Origin of the sequence: Pseudomonas helmanticensis (assembly GCF_900182985.1) — a bacterium.
Lineage (GTDB): Bacteria > Pseudomonadota > Gammaproteobacteria > Pseudomonadales > Pseudomonadaceae > Aquipseudomonas > Aquipseudomonas helmanticensis.
This window is the reverse complement of sequence record NZ_FXUY01000001.1, coordinates 2,141,758-2,160,118: the sequence shown is the minus strand read 5'-3', so window position 1 is coordinate 2,160,118 and position 18,361 is coordinate 2,141,758. Positions and strand designations below refer to the sequence as shown.

Genomic DNA, 18,361 nt, shown 5'->3' with positions numbered 1-18,361 from the left:
TTCCAATGAATTCGGAGTCACCATGTCTCGTTTTACTGTGTTAACCGCTCATCGTCTGTGGCTGGCCGTCGGCCTTTGTCTGCCGCTGCTGGCCAGCGCCGCCGTCGTGCCGGATCGCACCCGTCTGGTGTTCGAAGAAAGTGCGCCGTCCGTGAGTGTTACGGTCAGCAACAAGAACCCGCAGTTGCCGTTCATTGTGCAATCGTGGATCGAGAACGAGAGCGGTCAGAAGGTCACGTCACCGTTCATGGTCCTGCCGCCGTTGCAGCGTATCGAGCCGAACGAAAGCAGCGTGCTGCGCATTGTGAAATTGCCCGAGCTGGCGTTGCCGGCGGATCGTGAATCGGTGTTCTATCTGAACATTCGCGAGATTCCACCGAAGAGCCAGGCGGTCAACTCGATGCAGATTGCCTTGCAGTCGAAGATCAAGTTGTTCTACCGCCCGGCGGCGGTGAAGCGCGAACGCGGCGAAGACCTTGCCTTGGGCCTGAAGCTGAAAATCGACTCGGCGGCGAAACAGCTGATTGTCGATAACCCGACGCCGTTTCACATCACCGTGGTGGGTCTGCTCGCCGGTCCGGAAAAAACCAGCATGCCGATCGACACGGTGATGATCGCGCCACGCGGCAACGCGCGGTTTGCCCTCAGCAACACCTCGTTCAACACCTTGCGGGTGTCGAACATGAATGACTTCGGTGGCCAGTCCGACACGCTGTTCAACTGCGTGGCGAACGTCTGCAAGGGTGTGAAACCGTGAGGCTGCGCACGGCGCTGACCCGGCTGATGGTGGCGGCGCTGCTGATGATGGTTTCCCAATTCGCTTCGGCGATGGTCTGTAAAGCGCTGGACGGGAGCAGCAGTCTGAGCGAATACATCGGCCCGGTGTCGGTGCCGGACACTGTACCGGACGGCACGATCATCTGGCGCTCGAAAACCCACGTGGTGCCGGCCAACTGCTGGAAACTCTTCGATATCCACTATAAAGAAGACGATCCGATCTATTTCTACGGCAACCCGGCCGGTCTCAACGCCACGCCGTGGGGCATCGAATTCGGCCTGGTCTATCGCGGCGTGACGGCCTGGGACGGCGACTGGAGTTCCAACCCGACCCAAGGCGTGAACAGCGGCTTCATTTCCCGTGGTTGCCCGGACGCAACCAGCGCCGCCGACATGCTTGCTTGCTCGCGGGTGACGCCAAGCATTGCGTTTCAGGTGGTGATCCGCAAGCGTGGGCTGTTGCCGTTGCAGCGGCCTTCGCAAGACACCTACGACGTTTTTCAGTTCGACGGCCTCTATGGCTTGAATGGCGGGCCGGGCAATCCGTTCGGCAACTTTCGTTTTCAACTTTCCGGATTGCAGAACATCGTCGGCACGGCGTGCACCGTCGATGTCACAGTGACACCTGAGCCGGGGATCGTCGATTTTGGCGTGATTCAGAAAACCACCACCGGGTTCTCGCCGCCCAATCCGAGCCGACCCTTCAGTCTTGCGCTGGAAAAGAAGTGCAGCAGTGCAATCAACATCGGTGCGACGTTTGTCACCGCCAACCAGCAGGGCCTTTACAACATTCTGCCGACGGCGGGCAGCCAGTTCGGGATCCAGGTGCGCGATGCCCGCAACAACCTGGTGCAGGTCAACGAACCTTTCCCTTTGGCGAATTTCCCGGCGGACGTCAGCCATATCGATGTGCCGTTCAGCGCCTCGTTGGTCGCACTGGGTGATCCCGAGGTCGGACCGTTCGAAGCGATCATGGTGGTGCAGATCATTTATTACTGAGGCGGGCACTCCTTGGGAAAATTCCTACACGGACGCAGGATTAGTCCTTCGTTCTTTTTTGCCTTCGCAGGCGACTATCCCGTTCCCCGGGTCGATTGAGTGATGAAAGAACGATGGCCTCCCCACGAATTCTGGTGCTGGAAAATCATGATTTTGCCCGCAACGTGCTGGTCAGAATGCTGCACCAACTGTGTGTGCATGACGTGTTGCAGGCAGCGGATGCCGAACAGGCCATGGTGCAGATCCACCTGCAGGGTGGGGTCGATATCGTGATGTGTGATTTGACGGATCGCGGCATCGATTGTCTGGAGTTCCTGCGTCTGGCCAGTCACAGCGGCATGGTGCGCGCGGTCATGCTGTGCAGCGAGTTGGCCCCGGAGATGAGTCGCACCCTGGGGCAGATGGCCTCTCTGGCCGGTTTGCAGTTGCTCGGTGTGTTGAGCCGGCCGATCCAGTTGCGTGACTTGAGTCGATTGTTGCAACGCTACAGTCGTGCCCGTTCCGTGCCGAAAATGATGCCGGTGAACAAGGAGCTGCCCAGCGAAGACGAGGTCCGTCGCGGGCTGGCGCTGGGCGAATTCCGCGCCTGGTTTCAGCCGCAGTTTCAACTGCACAGTGGCAGGGTCAGCGGCGTCGAGGCCCTGGCGCGCTGGGAACATCCGGCGCGGGGCACATTATTGCCTTGCGACTTTCTCGCCGCGGTATTGGCCTATGACCTGACCGACCAGATGTTCAAGCATTTGCTCGAGCAAGGCCTGAACCTGCTGGGGATCCTGCGGCACCGGGGCGTCATCCTCGAACTGTCCTTCAACCTGCATGCCTCGCAACTCAATGACAATGCATTGGTGGAGCACATCAAGCAGGCACTGGAACGTCATGGCTTCAAAGGTTCGGTATTGATGTTCGAAGTGGCGGAGAACGGTTTGCTCGATTGTCCCACCGGCACTCAGGAAAATTTGCTGCGTTTGCGTCTATTGGGTTGTGGCTTGGCGGTCGACGATTTTGGTGTGGGGTTTTCCTCGCTCAAGTTGCTCTGCCAATTACCGTTCACCCAGATCAAGCTCGATGGCCGGTTTGTTCAACACCTCGATCGCCAGCGCAACCGCGCAATGGTCGCCAGCACGCGGGTGCTGGCCCGTTCGTTGGGCATGGATCTGGTCATCGAGGGCGTCAGCGGTCCCAAGGTACTCGAACGCTTGCTGGCGCTGGAATGCGAGATCGGCCAGGGCTATTACCTGGCTCGCCCCATGAATGGGCACGATCTGCTGAAGTGGCTGGAACAACCGGCGGACTCGCGCTGATCATTGCCGATTTTGTGCAGTGATTTTCAAGAAACTTCCTACACTCCAGTGATGCTCGTGTATTTTCGACATGCGCATTGTCTGGACCGTTGTCTCATCGTTGTTCGTGGCGTTGCCGATGTCGTGCATCGACGTGTGTCCTACAGGGGTTTTTATGCTTAAAGCGATCATCGTGGACGATCATCCGTTCATACGTTCTGCGGTTAAAATGCTGTTGAAACAAGAGCACTTCGACGTGGTGGCGGAGGCGGACAACGGGGCCGATGCCGTGCAACTGGCCCGCGAGCACAAGCCGGACCTGATCATTCTGGATATTGCGATGCCCAAGCTTGACGGCCTGGAGGTGATTTCGCGAATCAGTGCACTGAACCTGCATTGCAAGATCCTTGTGCTGACGTCGCAGTCGGCGCAGTTCTATTCCATGCGCTGCATGAAATCCGGCGCGGCGGGGTACATTTCCAAAACCAATGATCTGGACGAACTGGTCAAGGCGATCAAAGTGGTGATGGACGGCTATACCTTCTTCCCCAACCTGGCCAGCAGTTCGGTGCGCCGCAGTGATGCCCAGGCCACGGACCTGGAACTGATCCAGAGTCTGTCTGACCGCGAGTTGACCATCCTGCAGCAACTGGCCAAAGGTTTGAGCAACAAGGAAATCGGCGAAGCCATGCTGTTGAGCAACAAAACCGTCAGCACCTACAAGACGCGTCTGATCGAAAAACTCAACGTCAAGTCGGTGGTGTACCTCGCTGATTTTGCCAAGCGCAACAACCTGCTCTGAATGATTATTTTCGTCAGAAAGTGCCTGGCCGGCCTGCTGCTGTTCGGCTCTTTGGCCGGACTGCAGGTGATGGCTGGCCCGCCACCGGATACGTTGCAGTTGCTCGGTCGTTCGGATGTGACGGAATACGCCACCTCGCTGGATGAACCCGACTGGAGCTGGCTGCGTCGCAAAGGCACGCTGCTGCTCGGCGACAGCAGCCCCGATTACGCACCCTTTGCAATCACTGGCAACGGCAACGATTACGAGGGCATGACGGCCGATTACGCCCGGTTGATCGGGCAATTGCTGCACGTCAATATCGAGGTTCGGCGTTATGCCTCGCGCGGCGACCTGTTGACCGCGTTGAAAAGCGGCGAGATCGATATGATCGGCACCGCCAACGGTTTTGAGGCGGCGGATCGCGAACTGGCAGTCTCCTCGCCTTATGCCGACGACAATCCGACCCTGGTGACCCGCATCGACGAGAGCCATAACCTGCCGGAGGACCTGGCGGGCAAGCGGGTGGCGATGCTCTATCATTATCTGCCGCCGGAAACGGTCAAGGCGTTTTACCCCCGCGCCAACGTGCAACTGTATCCGTCGACGCTGACGGCCATCGGCGCGGTCGCGTTCGGTCAGGCGGACGTGTATCTGGGTGACCTGCTCAGCTCCAATTACCTGATCAAGAAGAACTACCTCAACAACGTCCAGCTCAGCGATTTTTCGCGCATGGAAACGCAACCCTTCAGCTTCGCCGTGACGCGCGACAACAGCCAATTGTTGCGCGTGCTCGATGCTGCGCTGAAGGTTATTCCGATTGACGAGCGCATGAGCATTCGTCGTCGCTGGAGTGTGGGTGGCGTCGCCATTCCCGGGCAGCATGTATTGCATTTCAGCGTCAGGGAACAGCGTTGGCTGGATAAGCATCCGCGCATCAAAGTGGCGATCAACGAGAATTTCCTGCCACTGACGTTTGTCGACGAGGCCGGCAAGTTCCGTGGCATCAGTGCCGATGTACTGGCCAAGATCAGTCTGCGCACCGGTTTGCAGTTCGATCTGCAGCGCGTGGATTCGGTCGGCGATCTGATCAAGCAGGTGAGCAGTGGCAAAGCCGATATGCTGGCGGCGTTTACCCCCAGCACTGAGCGTGAGGGAGAGCTGCGTTTCACCCGTCCATACCTGATCAATCCGTTCGTCCTGGTCACCCGCCTTGACGGCGAACCGAAAACCCTGGATCAGATGGCCGGTAAGCGCCTGGCGCTGATTACCGGCAATGTCCTGCGCGAATACCTCGTCGAGCAGTATCCCAATGTGCAGCTGATACCTGCGCAAAACGCTATCGATGCCATGGACATGGTGGCGCTGGGCAAGGTCGACGGCGCAATCAACTCGCTGATCAGCGCCCGCTACATGATCTCGCGTCAGTACCGCGACAGCTTGCAGGTTTCCAGTACCGTCGGCACTCAGCCTGCGCGTATCGCGCTGGCGACCAATCGCGGGGCGCTGGAGTTGTATTCGATCCTCGACAAGGCCTTGCTGAGCATCAGCCCGGAAGAAATGGACGAGCTGACCAACCGTTGGCGCAGTGAAGTGGTGGTCGACGACAGTTACTGGCTGCGCAATCGCGGCATGATCATTCAGGGCTTCGTGATTGCCGGCGTGCTGTTGGTGGTGGCGCTGGGCTGGATCGCCTATCTGCGTCTGCTGATGCGCAAGCGACGGCAGGCGGAAGTCGCGCTGAACGATCAGATGGAATTCATGCGTGTGCTGATCGACGGTACGCCGCACCCGATTTATGTCCGCGACCGTCAAGGCCGGCTGGTGACGTGCAACAGCGGTTACCTGCAAGTGTTTGGCACCGAACGCGAAGCGGTGATAGGCCAGCGGGTGACGGACGGCGTGCTCAGCGACCGACAGCAGGCGCAGACCTTCCACGATGATTACCTGCAAGTGATGGCTGACGGCTTGCCGAGCATCCAGGACCGCAGCCTTAATCTGGCGGACGGTCGCGCGCTGACGATCTACCACTGGATGCTGCCGTACCGCGACAGCGACGGTACAGTCGCCGGCATGATCGCTGGCTGGATCGATGTCAGCGAACGCCAGCACCTGGTGCAGGAACTGCAAATCGCCAAAGACATCGCCGATGATGCCAATCGGGCCAAGACCACGTTCCTGGCGTCCATGAGCCACGAAATCCGGACGCCGATGAACGCCATTATCGGCATGCTCGAACTGGCACTGAAAAAGGCCGATCAGGGCATGACGGATCGTTTCGCCATCGAGGTGGCCTCGGGTGCCGCGCGTGGTTTGCTCGATCTGATCGGCGACATTCTCGACATTGCCCGGATCGAATCCGGGCGCCTGACGCTGGCGCCGCAGCGCGCCAACCTGCGTGAACTGGTCGAGTCGGTGGCGCGCATCTTCGAAGGTCTGGCACGGCAGAAACAGTTGCGTCTGCAACTCGATCTGGATGCCCTGAGTAATGTCGATGTGCTGATCGATCCGCTGCGCTTCAAGCAAGTGCTGTCGAACCTGCTGAGCAACGCGATCAAGTTCACGGATGCCGGGCAGGTTCATTTGAGCGTCCAGGTCGACGCTGCAAACGACGAGCGCCTGAGCCTGTGTCTGCGGGTCAAGGACAGCGGTCGCGGGATCTCCCTTGATGATCAGGCGCAGTTGTTCAGTCCGTTCTCCCAGGCGGGCAACCATGGCCAGTCGGCTCGCAGTGGTTCGGGCCTGGGGCTGGTGATCAGTCGCACGTTGTGCGAAATGATGGGCGGCAGCCTGACGTTGTCCAGTGAGTTGGGGCAGGGCACGCAAATTGAAGTGCGCCTGAGTCTGCCAACCCTCGAGCCGCTCGTTGCCCTGCCGGTCGAGGAAATCGAGCCGGTGCGCAGCCAGCACAGCCTGAATATTCTGGTGATCGACGACTACCCGGCCAACCGTTTGTTGCTGGCCCAGCAGTTGAACTATCTGGGCCATCGGGTAACGGACGCTGAGGATGGCGCCCACGGTTTGCGCGCATGGCGCAATCAGGTGTTTGACGTGGTCATCACCGACTGCAACATGCCGATCATGAACGGCTATGAACTGGCCCGGGCGATCCGTGATGAAGAAGCCGCGCGAGGCCTGCCGCGAAGTCTGGTGCTCGGCTTCACGGCCAATGCGCTTGCCGAGGAAAAGGATCGCTGCGCCGAGGCCGGCATGGACGATTGTCTGTTCAAACCGATCAGCCTCAAGGATCTGAATTTGCGCCTGGTTGCCATCGTTCCGCAGGCACGTGCAAGTGCAACGGAGCCGCTCGCCGAGCGTGCGGCCGAGGATATCGATCTGACCAGCCTCGAACAATTGACGCGCGGCGACAAAGACTCGATCAAAAGTCTGTTGAGCGATCTGGCCACCAGCAATGCCCAGGACATGGCCAAACTGATGCGCCTGTTCACTCAGCACGACATGCCGGGTCTCGCCGACCTCGCGCACCGGGTCAAGGGCGGTGCGCGGATCATCAAGGCGCAATCGCTGATTCAGGCCTGCGAGGCGCTGGAACTTGCCAGTGCAGGGCTCGACACCCTCGTGTTGACTGAAGCGGTAGACATCCTTCAGCAGGCGATGGAGCATTTGTCCGGGCAACTGGACGCGCATCTGGCGTAACCGATTATTTGCGCTTTCAGTCCACTCTTGCGAATTTTCCTACATTCGTCATTTACCTCTGTCGCTAACGTGCAGTGGTCTCGGTGAGAAGCCGAGCCCACTTCACTAGTTAACGTCTGGAGCTGTTGATGACCCTTCCCCGTATGTCTTCCCGTGTACGCCTGGCCGTCAGTGGACTGGCCATCGCGGCCGCCTTGAGCGCCTGTGCCAGTGCGCCGATTCCTGAGCAGCAGATCACGCTGGCCAAGGATGCGGTCAACCGTGCGGTCTCGGCAGAGGCGACGCAATATGCCCCGCTGGAAATGAAGTCTGCGCAGGACAAGATGTTCCAGATGGAACGCGCCCTGGGCGAGAAACAGTACCCTCGGGCCAAGTTGCTGGCCGAGCAGATCGAAGCCGATGCCAACCTCGCCGAACGTAAATCGCGCGCGGTGAAATGGCAGAAGCAACTGACCGATGCCCGTAGCGGTATTCAGGTGCTCAAGCAGGAAATGCTGCAAGACCCGGTCACCGGTTTCAACCCGCCAGCCAGCGCTCAATAAGGACACGCCCATGCCAAACTTCAAACTGTTGCCTGTCGCTACATTGTTCGCGGTCATGCTCGCCGGCTGCGCCACACCGCCGGAAAATCCGCAACTGGTGGAAGCGCGCGCGCAATTCAGCGCACTGCAAAGCAAGCCTGAAGCCAGCACGCTGGCGACCATTGAAACCAAATCTGCGTTCACGGCGTTGAACGCGGCCGATCAGGTCTCGCAAAAGGATCGCAAGGCACCGCAGATCGACCAACTGGCGTATCTGGCCAGCCAGAAAATCGCCTTGGCCGAACAAACCATTGCCGGCCGTCAAGCGGAAGCCGGGCTGAAGAAAATCGATGCCGAGCGCACGCAGGTGCAACTTGATGTGCGCACCCAGCAGTTGAAAGCGCTGCAAGCGATGAAGGCAAAACAGACCGATCGTGGCCAAGTCGTGACCTTTGGTGATGTGTTGTTCGACACCGGCAAGGCTGACCTCAAATACGGCAGTCAACGGCAGTTTCAGCAGTTGGCCGACTTCCTCAACGACAACCCGGAGCGCAAGGTGCGGGTCGAAGGCTTCACCGACGATGTCGGCAGCGAAGGGACCAACCAGCGACTGTCCGAGCGTCGTGCCGCTTCGGTAGCCCGGGCGCTGACGAAACTGGGTGTCGATCCCCAGCGCATCCTGACCCAGGGTTACGGCGAGGAGTATGCGGTTGCCGATAACGGTAATGCAGCCGGTCGGCAGCAGAACCGTCGGGTCGAAGTGATTGTGTCGAACGGCGCCGCAGCCGTGAACGCCCGTAACTGATTTCGAGGGCTGCCAGTCGCTCGCCTGCAATGGGCGAACGGCTATTCAAGTGTGACGAGAGCAGGAAATTTCCTACAAACAAAGGGAAATTTCCTGCTCTTTTTTTCTCCCCTGATCTCTAAATTCGCTACCTCATCACTGAGGTACGAAGCATGAAGATTGTCCCGGCAAAAACCTGTCCTGCACTGACCCTGTCACCCTTGGCTCTGGCCATCGTCATGTTGATGCCGGTGCATGCGCAAGCTTTCACTGCAACCGTCAACAATGGCGCTGTGGTCGATGGCGAAACCGTTACCGGTGGCCAGCAGAACGTTGGCGATAACGGCACCGCCAACAACACCTTGATTGAGTTGACGGGCACCCAGGCGGTGTTCCGCGATGGCGTGTCGAATGACGCGACGGTACTCGGCAGTCAACGGGTGCAGAGCGGCGTTTCCAACCGCACGGTGGTGGGCGCCACGGGGTCGCAGTTGGTCTCGACCTCCGGCATTGCCAACGACACCGTTCTCAATGGCGGTTCGCAAACCGTACAGACCGCCAACAGCTTCGCCAACCGTACGGTGATCAATCAGGGCGGGGTACAGACTGTTCAGCTAACCGCAACGGCGGTGGATACCCTGGTCAACGAGGGTGGGGTGCAGATCCTCACGGATCTGGGCACATCCCAGGGCAGTCGGATTCTCAGTGGCGGTGAGCAGCGTTTGACCACCACCACCTTCGGTGGCGCGATCGCCACGGACACGCTCATCGACGGTGGTGTGCAAAACGTCTATGGCCGCGGCACGGCCAACAACAGCACGGTCAGCAATGGCGGGCAGGTCAATCTGTATGCCGACGCTCAGGCTAACGGGTTGGTCGCCGAAACGGGCGGCACGGTCAACGTGATGGAAAATGCGGTGAAGACCGTTGACTCGCTGACTCTCAACGGTGGTCGCCTGGCCTTCGCCCCGAGCAGCGATGGCACTTTCAAGACCTTCACGGTCGGTGCTCTGTCCGGCAGCGGGAGTGTGTTGATGAACAGCGACATCGCCAGTCAGCAGAATGATGTGCTGGTGGTGCAGGGCGTTGGCCAGGCCAGCGGCGATCACACGCTGATCGTCGGCGATTCTGGGCATGAGCCGATGTCGTCGGACGGCCGCTTGCTGCTGGTCGACACCAATGGTGGCAATGCGAAATTCGGCCTCTACGGCGGGCACGTTGATGCCGGGGCATTCCGTTACACCTTGCAGCAGCAGGGTGATGACTGGGTATTGGCCAGCGCGGGGAACGCTCCGGTGGATCCGGTAACGCCTGTCGACCCGGTGACGCCGGTTGATCCGGTGACCCCGGTCAATCCGGTGGACCCGGTTGCGTCACCACGGCCAATCGACCCGTCACCTGAGCATTTGTCCAAGGGCGCCAACGCGGCCATCGCCGCCCATACCGCTGGCGCGAGTCTGTGGAGCGCGCAGATGAACGCGCTGGTCAAGCGTCTTGGCGAACTGCGCATGGGCAAGGATGACGGCGGCGTTTGGACTCGCGCCATCGGCAAGCGATTCGATATCAGCGAACACTCCAGTCGTGCCTACTCGCAAGATGTCACCGGCCTGGAAATCGGTGCCGACAAGGCGTTCGCGGTGGACAGCGGCAAGGTCTACGTCGGCGGCATGCTTGGCACCGCGCGTTCGGATCTGGATTTTGGTGAGGGCGCTACCGGCAATATCGAAAGCCGCATGTTTGGCCTCTATGCCACTTGGCTGAGCGACAACGGCATGTACGTCGACAGCGTGTTGAAGTACAGCCGTTTTGACAACGAGATCAAGACCCCGACCAATCTCGGTCAGGCCGTGAAAGGTTCCTACAGCACCAATGGTATCGGGGCCGACATCGAAATCGGCAAGCGCATCGATCTGAAAGAGGGCTGGTTCGTCGAGCCACAAGTGGAACTGACGGCAACCCGCTCCCAAGGCGCGAGTTATACCGCCAGCAACGGCCTGCGGGTCAAATCCGATGATCTGGACTCGTTGCAGAGCCGCGTCGGTTCGCTGTTCGGGCGCAGCCTGGAATTGAGCAATGGCATGAAGGCCCAGCCGTATGTCAAAGCGTCGTACGTGACCGAGCACAAGGGCAGCAGCAAGGTCCGCGTCAATGGCAACAAGTTCGATGCCGAGCTGCCGGGTAATCGCGTCGAACTCGGTTTCGGCGGTGTATTGCAGGTCAGCGAGAAGAGCAAAATCTCCTTGGATGCCGAATACGCCAAAGGCAACGGCATCGAGCAACCGTTTGGTGTGAGCCTGGGGTATCGCTATCTCTGGTAAGTCGCGCAAGCCCTGTCGGTCCTTCCGGCATGGCTTTTTTCTTGTGAGTTTTTCAGAGCATTCAGTCGAACTTTCAGATTTGTCCTACATGTCTGTCGTGGACTTTTGCTTAGTGTGGAGCTGCTCTCGCTACGACGCGCTAGGAGCAGTAAATTTTCCTATGACTGCCGAATTCAATGACCTACAAATGCTGGCGAATCCTGATTGCCGAAGAACTGCCCACGCTGCAGTCCAGAATCGGCAAATCCCTGAATGAACTGGGTTACTGCGCGCTGACGCCGGTGCGTTCGTTTCGTGAACTACTGGGCGTGACCCAGTACTCGCACGAGCCGTTCGAGCACTTTGACCTGATGCTGATCAACGGTGAACTGATGGCCGCCGCCGGCATCGATCCGGTGCGGTTTTTTCAGAGCTGTGCGCAGATTCGTCACGGCGTGATTTATGACGCGCGCCGAGGCCAGGCCTGGGCCGAGCCGATCTATACCACTGCGCGCCGTCATTTGAGCCTGATCCGTACGCCGGATCGGCAAACCCTTGGCCCTCTGCTGGAGCAACTCGATGTTTAGACGATCTCCCGCACTGCCGTTGCGCGTGCTGGTACTGGAAGACCATGCCTTCCAGCGCTCGGTGGCGGTCAACATGCTGCGCACCCTCGGTTGCGAGGAAGTCTTCGAGGCGAGTGACGGCGCCCAGGCATTGGCATTGCTGCAAACCCTAGGCACGGTCGACGTGGCCTTGTGCGATTTGCAAATGGAAGGGATGGACGGCCTGGAGTTTCTCCAGCGGGTCGGTGCCACGGGGCAGGTCAAGTCGGTGATCATCAGCAGTTCGCTGTCGGCGGACTTGCGGCGGGCCGTGCATCAGATGGTCGCGTTGCTCGGGCTGGAACTGCTCGGGGATGTCGGCAAGCCGCTGCATGGGCAAGTACTGGCGGAGCTGCTCGACAAGTTCGTCCACCGCCCGGCACTGCCGCAGGCACCCGCCGCAGTGATCACGCTGGCCAGCGAAGCGGCAGTGCGTCAGGCGCTGGCTGCACAGCAGTTGCACGCCTGGTATCAACCCAAATTCAATTTGCACACCGGTGAGGTGTGTGGCGTTGAGGTGCTGTGCCGCTGGCTGCACCCGACGCAGGGGATTATTTCCCCGGCGCTGTTCATGCCGGTGCTGGAGCGTTGCGGTTTGCTCGACCCGTTACTGTTTGCGCAGTTGGATCAGGCCTTGGCCGTGCAGCGCAGTGCCCGTGAGCAGGGCTTTGCCTTGAACATGGCGTTCAACCTGCAAGCGGTGCAACTGGCCAGCGGTGAGCTGACTTTGAGACTGCGCAGCCTGTTGGCGCGACATGCCACTTCGGGTGCGAGCCTGACGTTCGAACTGACCGAAAGCGGCCTGCTCGAAGCGCCGGCCACCAGCCTCGAAACCTTGGTACGTCTGCGCATGATGGGTTGCCGCTTGTCGATCGACGACTTCGGCGCCGGGTTTTCCTCGTTACAGCGCCTGTGCCAATTGCCGTTCAACGAAATCAAGCTCGACGCTGACTTCATTCGCAACCTCGAACATGAACCGCGCTGCCGGGCCGCGATCAGCAGCACGCTGGCGCTGGGCGAAACCCTCGGTATGAGCGTGGTGATTGAGGGCATCGAGACCGACGCCCAGCGCCGCGAACTGTTGGCGCTGGGCTGCACGCAAGGGCAGGGCTACTGGTACGCGCGACCAATGTCCGGGGCGGATTTGCTCGACTGGCTGCAACAGCGCAACGCTCGGAAAACCGCGGATGAATGACCTTTTCTTTCGGAAAGATCCTACAGATCCCTTCACACGGCTTGCGTAATCTTGCCTCACCCAGAAACCCATCCTACCGGGAGATCGACCATGATCAATAAAGCCCTGCGCATCCTCATCGCCGACCCGCAGCATTTTCACCGGATGAAAATCGAGCGACTGTTCAATGGCCTCGACTACTACCGTGTAGCGCCGGTGCAAACCCTCGCCGAGTTGCTGACGCTGGTCGATTATGGTTGTGAACCGTTCGATGTGGTGGTGATCAACGCCGAGCTGGCGGCCGGTTCGCTGGACCTGCTGGGGTTTTTCCTCGACAACCCGCAGGTGCGTCATGCCTTGATCTACAACGAGCCATCGGCGCCTGTGCAGACGACGCCCGGTTTTGCTCAGGACAACGTGCAGATCAGTCACGCGACATTGCCGCAGGCCCCAGCAATCAAACATCTGATGGCCCTTGTCGATGTGCCCAAGGACCTCGCTCCACGCCGGTGGGATCGAACGCCAAGCCTGCAACGTCAAGCTTAAGCATAGAATTTTGCCAGTCGCAACTGTCAGATCTGACAGCTAGATTCACCCCCATTCCCATGCAACAGTCACTGCGCAGCTTATCTGTGCGCAGCGCGCGGCCATGCGGCGCCATCGTCATGCTATTGCAGCGGGAGAGGTCATGAAGTCAGCGTTGATCGTCGATGATCATCCGGTGGTGCGCGCCGCCGTCAGAATCGTGCTGCAAAGCGAAGGCTTCAAGGAGATCCACGAGGCGTCGAATGGCAACGAGGTGGTGCCGCTGATCCGTGAGCATGCGCCAAAGCTGGTGATACTCGATCTGCGTCTGCCGGCCCTCGACGGGCTGGACGTGTTGGCCCGGATCCGCGCCAATGCGCTTGATTGCCGGATACTGGTGTTCACCTCGCATGATCCGCTGTTCTATCAGGAACGCTGCCTGCGCGCCGGGGCTACGGCGTTCGTCACCAAAACCAATCACTTGCAGCAATTGCACAAAGCCATTCAGGCGGTGATGTCGGGCTACACCTATTTTTCGGCATTGGCCGACAGCACCGGCACGCTGACGCCGTTGCTGACCACTGAAAAACAGATGATCGATCAATTGTCCGACCGTGAGTTGAGCATCTTCGTGCAATTGGGCCAAGGCGCGTCGAACAAGGCAATTGCCATAAACATGAACCTGAGCCACAAGACCGTCAGTACCTATAAAACCCGCCTGATGAAAAAACTGGGTGTGAGTTCGGCGGTGCACCTGCGCGATTTTGCCAAACGTAATCACTTGATCTGAGAGATCGCGCATGAATGTCCGGCGCTGGAGTTTGACCGTGTGGCTGTTGCTGGCGATGCCTTGTCTGGCCAGCGAAACACCGCAGGTGCTGGAAGTGCTGACGCGCACCCGCCTGGAGCATGTCCAGCTGCGCCTGGATGATCAGGATCGGCAGTGGTTGCGCCAGCATCCGCTGTTGCGCATCGGCATTTCCGGACCGGATTACCCGCCGTTCGAAATCACCCGCAATCAACTGGACCTTGAAGGCCTGACCGCCGATTACGCCGATCTGCTCGCGCAATTGCTCGGTCTGCGCATCGAAGTGCAGCGCTACGCGCGTCGGGACGCGGTGATGGCTGCGCTCAAGCGCGGCGAGATCGACCTGCTGGGTACCTCGAACAGTTTCGAGACTGCCGATCCCGAAGTGATTCTGTCGCGTGGCTATGCTGAAGACCAGCCGATGCTGGTGATCCGGCTCGATGAGTCGCTGCCGGCAGATCTGGCTGGCAAGCGCATCGCCATGGTCGAGGACTACTTACCGGCATCGAGCGTGCAGGCGTTCTATCCCGAGGCCAGCGTGCAACGCTACGCCTCGGCCATGGATGCCTTGGGCGCAGTGGCGTTCGGCGCGGATGACGTCTACCTCGGCGACCTCATCAGCGCCAATTATCTGATCAACACCAATTACCGCAACGACCTGCAACTGGCCGGCCCGTCGGGGCTTGATGCCAGCCCGTTCGGTTTTGCCTTGCTGCGCAGCGATGCCCCTCTCAAGCGCCTGGTCGACAAGGCACTGCTGGCGATTCCGCTGGAGCGGCGCCAGCTCATCGAACAACGCTGGAGTGCCGGTCGCGCCGAAATGACCGCGCAAGCGCGGATCCGTCTGAGCGCCAGTGAGCAGCGTTGGCTGACCGCGCATCCGGTCATACGGGTCGGTGCCGTCGAAGATTTTGCGCCGCTGACATTCTTTGATGCGGACAATCGTTTTCGCGGGCTTTCTGCGCAACTGCTGAGCCTGATCGCCCAGCGCAGTGGCCTCAACTTCGAGATTGTGCGCGGTGGCTCGCTGGATCGGCAGATCGAGCAACTCAAGGCTGGCGAACTCGATGTCTTGCCGGTGGTGACGCCGAGCAGCGAGCGCGAGCTGGAACTGCGCTTCACCCGGGCTTACCTGAACAATCCATTCGTGCTGATCAGTGCGACGAGCGCGCAGAGCCCACGCCGTCTCGACGATCTCGCGGGCAAGCGCCTGGCGATTTACCGTGGTCATCCATTGCGTGCTTATCTGCTGGAGCGCGTGCCGCAGTTGCGCCTGGTCGAGGTCAAGAGCCCGGCCGAGGGCATGGCGTTGATCGACAAGGGCCAGGTCGATGCGACGGTGAGTTCCTTGGTGGTCGCGCGTTATCTGATCGATCGCTACTACCCTGCACGTTTGCGCATTCTCGGCACGGTGGGCGATCAACCGGCACGTATCGCCTTGGCCACGGCGCCGCAGGCACCGGCGCTGCATTCCATTCTGAACAAAGCGTTGTTGAGCATCGCCCCGCAGGAAATGGACGACCTGATCGAGCGCTGGAGCCATGACGTGGTGGCGGACGACAGTTATTGGTTACGCCATCGGCGCGCAATCATTCAGGGCTTCGCTGTCGCTGCCGGTCTGCTGCTGTTTGCGCTCGGCTGGATCGCCTTCCAGCGCTGGCAGATTCGTCAACGCCAGCGATGGTTGGGGCAATTGCAGGAAGCCAAGGAGGCCGCCGACGACGCCAACCGGGCCAAGACGACCTTTCTCGCCACCATGAGCCATGAAATCCGCACGCCGATGAATGCCCTGATCGGCATGCTCGAACTGGCTTTGAAGCGCGCCGACGAGGGCATCACCGACCGTCTGGCGATCCAGGTTGCATCCGGTGCCGGTCAGCAATTGCTGGCGTTGATCGGCGACATTCTCGATATTGCGCGCATCGAGTCGGGGCACCTGTCCATTAACCCCGAACGGGCCAATCTGCGCGAGCTGGTGGCCTCGGTGTGCCGGGTATTCGAAGGGCTGGCGCGGCAGAAACGCTTGCTCTGGCACCTTGACCTGGATGCGCACAGCGACGTCGATGTGTTGATCGATCCGACCCGTTTCAAACAGGTGCTGTCGAATCTGTTGAACAACGCGATCAAGTTCACTGAAGAGGGCGAAATCAGTCTGCGTTTGCAGGTGTCCGCAATGGCCCCCGAGCAATTGACGGTGCGCGTCGTCATCGAAGACAGCGGTATCGGTATCAGCGAGCAGGACAGGCAACGCTTGTTCAGCCCGTTTGTTCAGGTCGGCAACTCTTCGCAAGCGGTGCGCAGCGGTTCCGGGTTGGGTCTGGTGATCAGCCGCAGTCTGTGCGAAATGATGGCCGGCACTTTGCGGCTCGACAGCGTGCCGGGCGAGGGCACGCGGGTTGAAGTCAGCTTGCAGTTGCCGATGCTGACGGCGCGTGTGCCGGATGCTGAAGTGGCGCCAACGCTAGACACTCCGAGGCGTTCGCTGCACGTGCTGGTGGTCGACGATCATCCGGTGAACCGCTTGCTGTTGTGCTGGCAACTGAGCGAACTCGGCCACCGTACGGTCGACACCGAGGACGGTGATCAAGGCCTGGAATGCTGGCGCGCGCAGCCGTTCGATGTGGTCATCAGCGACTGCAATATGCCCCGGCGTAACGGTTATGAACTCGCGCAGGCCATCCGTGAAGAAGAGTCGGCAACTGGCCGTAGACCCTGTCTGATCATCGGGTTTACCGCCAATGCACAGGTCGAGGAAAAACGCCGTTGCCTACAGGCCGGTATGGACGACTGCCTGTTCAAACCGATTCGTCTGGATGATCTGGATCTGGCTTTGAATGGCGCAGGCGATTGTCCCGGTGAGGTTGAACCGAGCGCAGCAGAGCCGCTGAAAGAGATCGATCTGAGCACCCTGGAACACATGACCGGTAACGATCACGCGCTGATCCAGCGTTTGCGCGAAGAAGTCTTGAGCAGTCTGCTGCATGATCTGCAGCGTCTGGAAAGTCTGCGTCCGATACAGGATCGCGCAGGGTTGTGCGACCTTGCGCACCACATCAAGGGTGGTGCGCAAATGGTCGGCGCAGCTCGGTTGGTGTCGGCCTGCGCGAAACTTGAACAAGCCTGTCGAGAGACTGAAACAGAGCCAGTCGCCACGGCGACCAACGCCGTGCGCGATGCCATGGACAGCCTCGCGCAGCGGCTGCAGGGCTGATCAGTCCCAGGCCGGCGCAATGCCTTTCGGGCTGGTCAGGCGATGGCCGCGATCCAGCGAGGCAATCAGCGCCATGTCCGCGTCGCTCAAGGTCAGCGCGCTGGCGCCGAGGTTGCTTTGCAGGTTGGCGCGTTTGGTCGACGACGGAATCACCGCGTAACCCGATTGCATGGCCCACGCCAACGTCACTTGCGCCGCGGTGGCGTGCAGGCGTTCGGCGATCTGCCGGATCAGCGGATCCTGCAACACTTCACCGTACGCGAGGGTCATGTACGAGGTGATGTGGATGCCCTGGCTTTCGGCGAACTCGACGACTTTGCGGTTTTGCAGGTACGGGTGCAGTTCGATCTGGTTGGTCGCAATGTGCTCTGCGCCGACCGCGGCGATTGCTTGTTTCATCAGGTCGATGGTGAAGTTGGAAACGCCGATCTGCCGGGTCAGGCCCATGCGCTTGGCCTCCAGCAGCGCGCCCATGAATTCTGCGACGGGCACCTGATCTTCCGGCGATGGCCAGTGAATCAGCGTCAGGTCAAGGTAGTCGGTTTGCAGCTTTTGCAGGCTTTCCTTGAGGCTGTCGATCAGGCGGTCCTTGGCGAAGTTGGCGATCCAGATCTTGCTGGTGATGAACAACTCTTCGCGCGGGACGCCGCTGGCGGCAATCGCCTGGCCGACGTCGGCTTCGTTTTCGTAGATTTGCGCGGTGTCGATGACCCGGTAGCCGAGTTCAAGGGCGGTGCTGACCGAGTCGATGACGACCTGGCCTTGCAGGCGGAACGTGCCGAGGCCGAAAGCGGGAACAGACATGAGAACTCCAGGGTTGCAGTGGGAATGGGGTCGAGTATCCGCGTCTGCATCCGTGAGAAAAACCGCTGGTGGGGCAAAGCAGTGTTGAGCAGAAGTCATGAATCAATCCTGGATTCTGTGTTGTCTGGACTGGCCTCA

The 18,361-nt window shown here is 59.8% G+C and carries 14 protein-coding genes; 13 read left to right on the top strand and 1 reads right to left on the bottom strand.

Annotated elements, in window-relative coordinates:
- Positions 1-22: 22 nt before the first annotated feature.
- The 13 genes from QOL84_RS09630 (at position 23) to QOL84_RS09570 (ending at position 17,419) form a co-directional block, all read left to right on the top strand.
- The gene (locus tag QOL84_RS09630; RefSeq protein WP_283437061.1) at positions 23-757 is read left to right on the top strand and encodes a fimbrial biogenesis chaperone; all 735 of its coding nucleotides are present in this window, start codon (positions 23-25) and stop codon (positions 755-757) included.
- A complete protein-coding gene (locus QOL84_RS09625; protein WP_283437060.1) occupies positions 754-1,776 on the top strand; it encodes a fimbrial protein in 1,023 nt (340 codons plus the stop codon). Before QOL84_RS09630 ends, QOL84_RS09625 begins: the two co-directional genes overlap by 4 nt.
- A 113-nt stretch (positions 1,777-1,889) precedes the next feature.
- Positions 1,890-3,077 carry an EAL domain-containing response regulator gene (locus tag QOL84_RS09620; protein ID WP_283437059.1) on the top strand — a complete coding sequence of 396 codons (1,188 nt, stop codon included), beginning with the start codon at positions 1,890-1,892 and terminating at the stop codon, positions 3,075-3,077.
- Between the two features lie 154 nt (positions 3,078-3,231).
- Positions 3,232-3,858 carry a response regulator transcription factor gene (locus QOL84_RS09615; RefSeq protein WP_283437058.1) on the top strand — a complete coding sequence of 209 codons (627 nt, stop codon included), beginning with the start codon at positions 3,232-3,234 and terminating at the stop codon, positions 3,856-3,858.
- On the top strand, positions 3,859-7,494 hold the full coding sequence (locus QOL84_RS09610) for a transporter substrate-binding domain-containing protein (RefSeq protein ID WP_283437057.1): 3,636 nt from the start codon (positions 3,859-3,861) through the stop codon (positions 7,492-7,494).
- Between the two features lie 128 nt (positions 7,495-7,622).
- A complete protein-coding gene (locus tag QOL84_RS09605) occupies positions 7,623-8,036 on the top strand; it encodes a DUF4398 domain-containing protein (RefSeq protein ID WP_283437056.1) in 414 nt (137 codons plus the stop codon).
- 10 nt (positions 8,037-8,046) lie between these two features.
- On the top strand, positions 8,047-8,820 hold the full coding sequence (locus tag QOL84_RS09600; RefSeq protein WP_283437055.1) for an OmpA family protein: 774 nt from the start codon (positions 8,047-8,049) through the stop codon (positions 8,818-8,820).
- 152 nt (positions 8,821-8,972) lie between these two features.
- Entirely contained in the window at positions 8,973-11,117 is a 2,145-nt protein-coding gene (locus tag QOL84_RS09595) for an autotransporter outer membrane beta-barrel domain-containing protein (protein WP_283437054.1), read from the top strand.
- Between the two features lie 176 nt (positions 11,118-11,293).
- Positions 11,294-11,683, top strand: a complete 390-nt coding sequence (locus tag QOL84_RS09590; protein WP_283437053.1) for a hypothetical protein — start codon at positions 11,294-11,296, stop codon at positions 11,681-11,683.
- Positions 11,676-12,896, top strand: coding sequence for an EAL domain-containing response regulator (locus QOL84_RS09585; protein ID WP_283437052.1), 1,221 nt, complete (start codon positions 11,676-11,678; stop codon positions 12,894-12,896). The genes QOL84_RS09590 and QOL84_RS09585 overlap by 8 nt, the downstream gene beginning before the upstream one ends.
- 90 nt (positions 12,897-12,986) lie before the next feature.
- Positions 12,987-13,421: an ANTAR domain-containing protein gene (locus tag QOL84_RS09580; RefSeq protein WP_283437051.1), complete on the top strand. Its 435-nt coding sequence runs from the start codon at positions 12,987-12,989 to the stop codon at positions 13,419-13,421.
- Between the two features lie 142 nt (positions 13,422-13,563).
- On the top strand, positions 13,564-14,190 hold the full coding sequence (locus tag QOL84_RS09575; RefSeq protein WP_283437050.1) for a response regulator transcription factor: 627 nt from the start codon (positions 13,564-13,566) through the stop codon (positions 14,188-14,190).
- A gap of 10 nt (positions 14,191-14,200) precedes the next feature.
- Complete coding sequence (locus tag QOL84_RS09570) at positions 14,201-17,419, top strand: transporter substrate-binding domain-containing protein (RefSeq protein WP_283437049.1); 3,219 nt, start codon at positions 14,201-14,203, stop codon at positions 17,417-17,419.
- On the opposite strand, the gene dkgB is transcribed toward QOL84_RS09570, so the two are convergent.
- A complete protein-coding gene (gene dkgB, locus QOL84_RS09565) occupies positions 17,420-18,223 on the bottom strand; it encodes a 2,5-didehydrogluconate reductase DkgB (RefSeq protein WP_283437048.1) in 804 nt (267 codons plus the stop codon). It lies immediately after the preceding gene.
- Between the last annotated feature and the right edge of the window lie 138 nt (positions 18,224-18,361).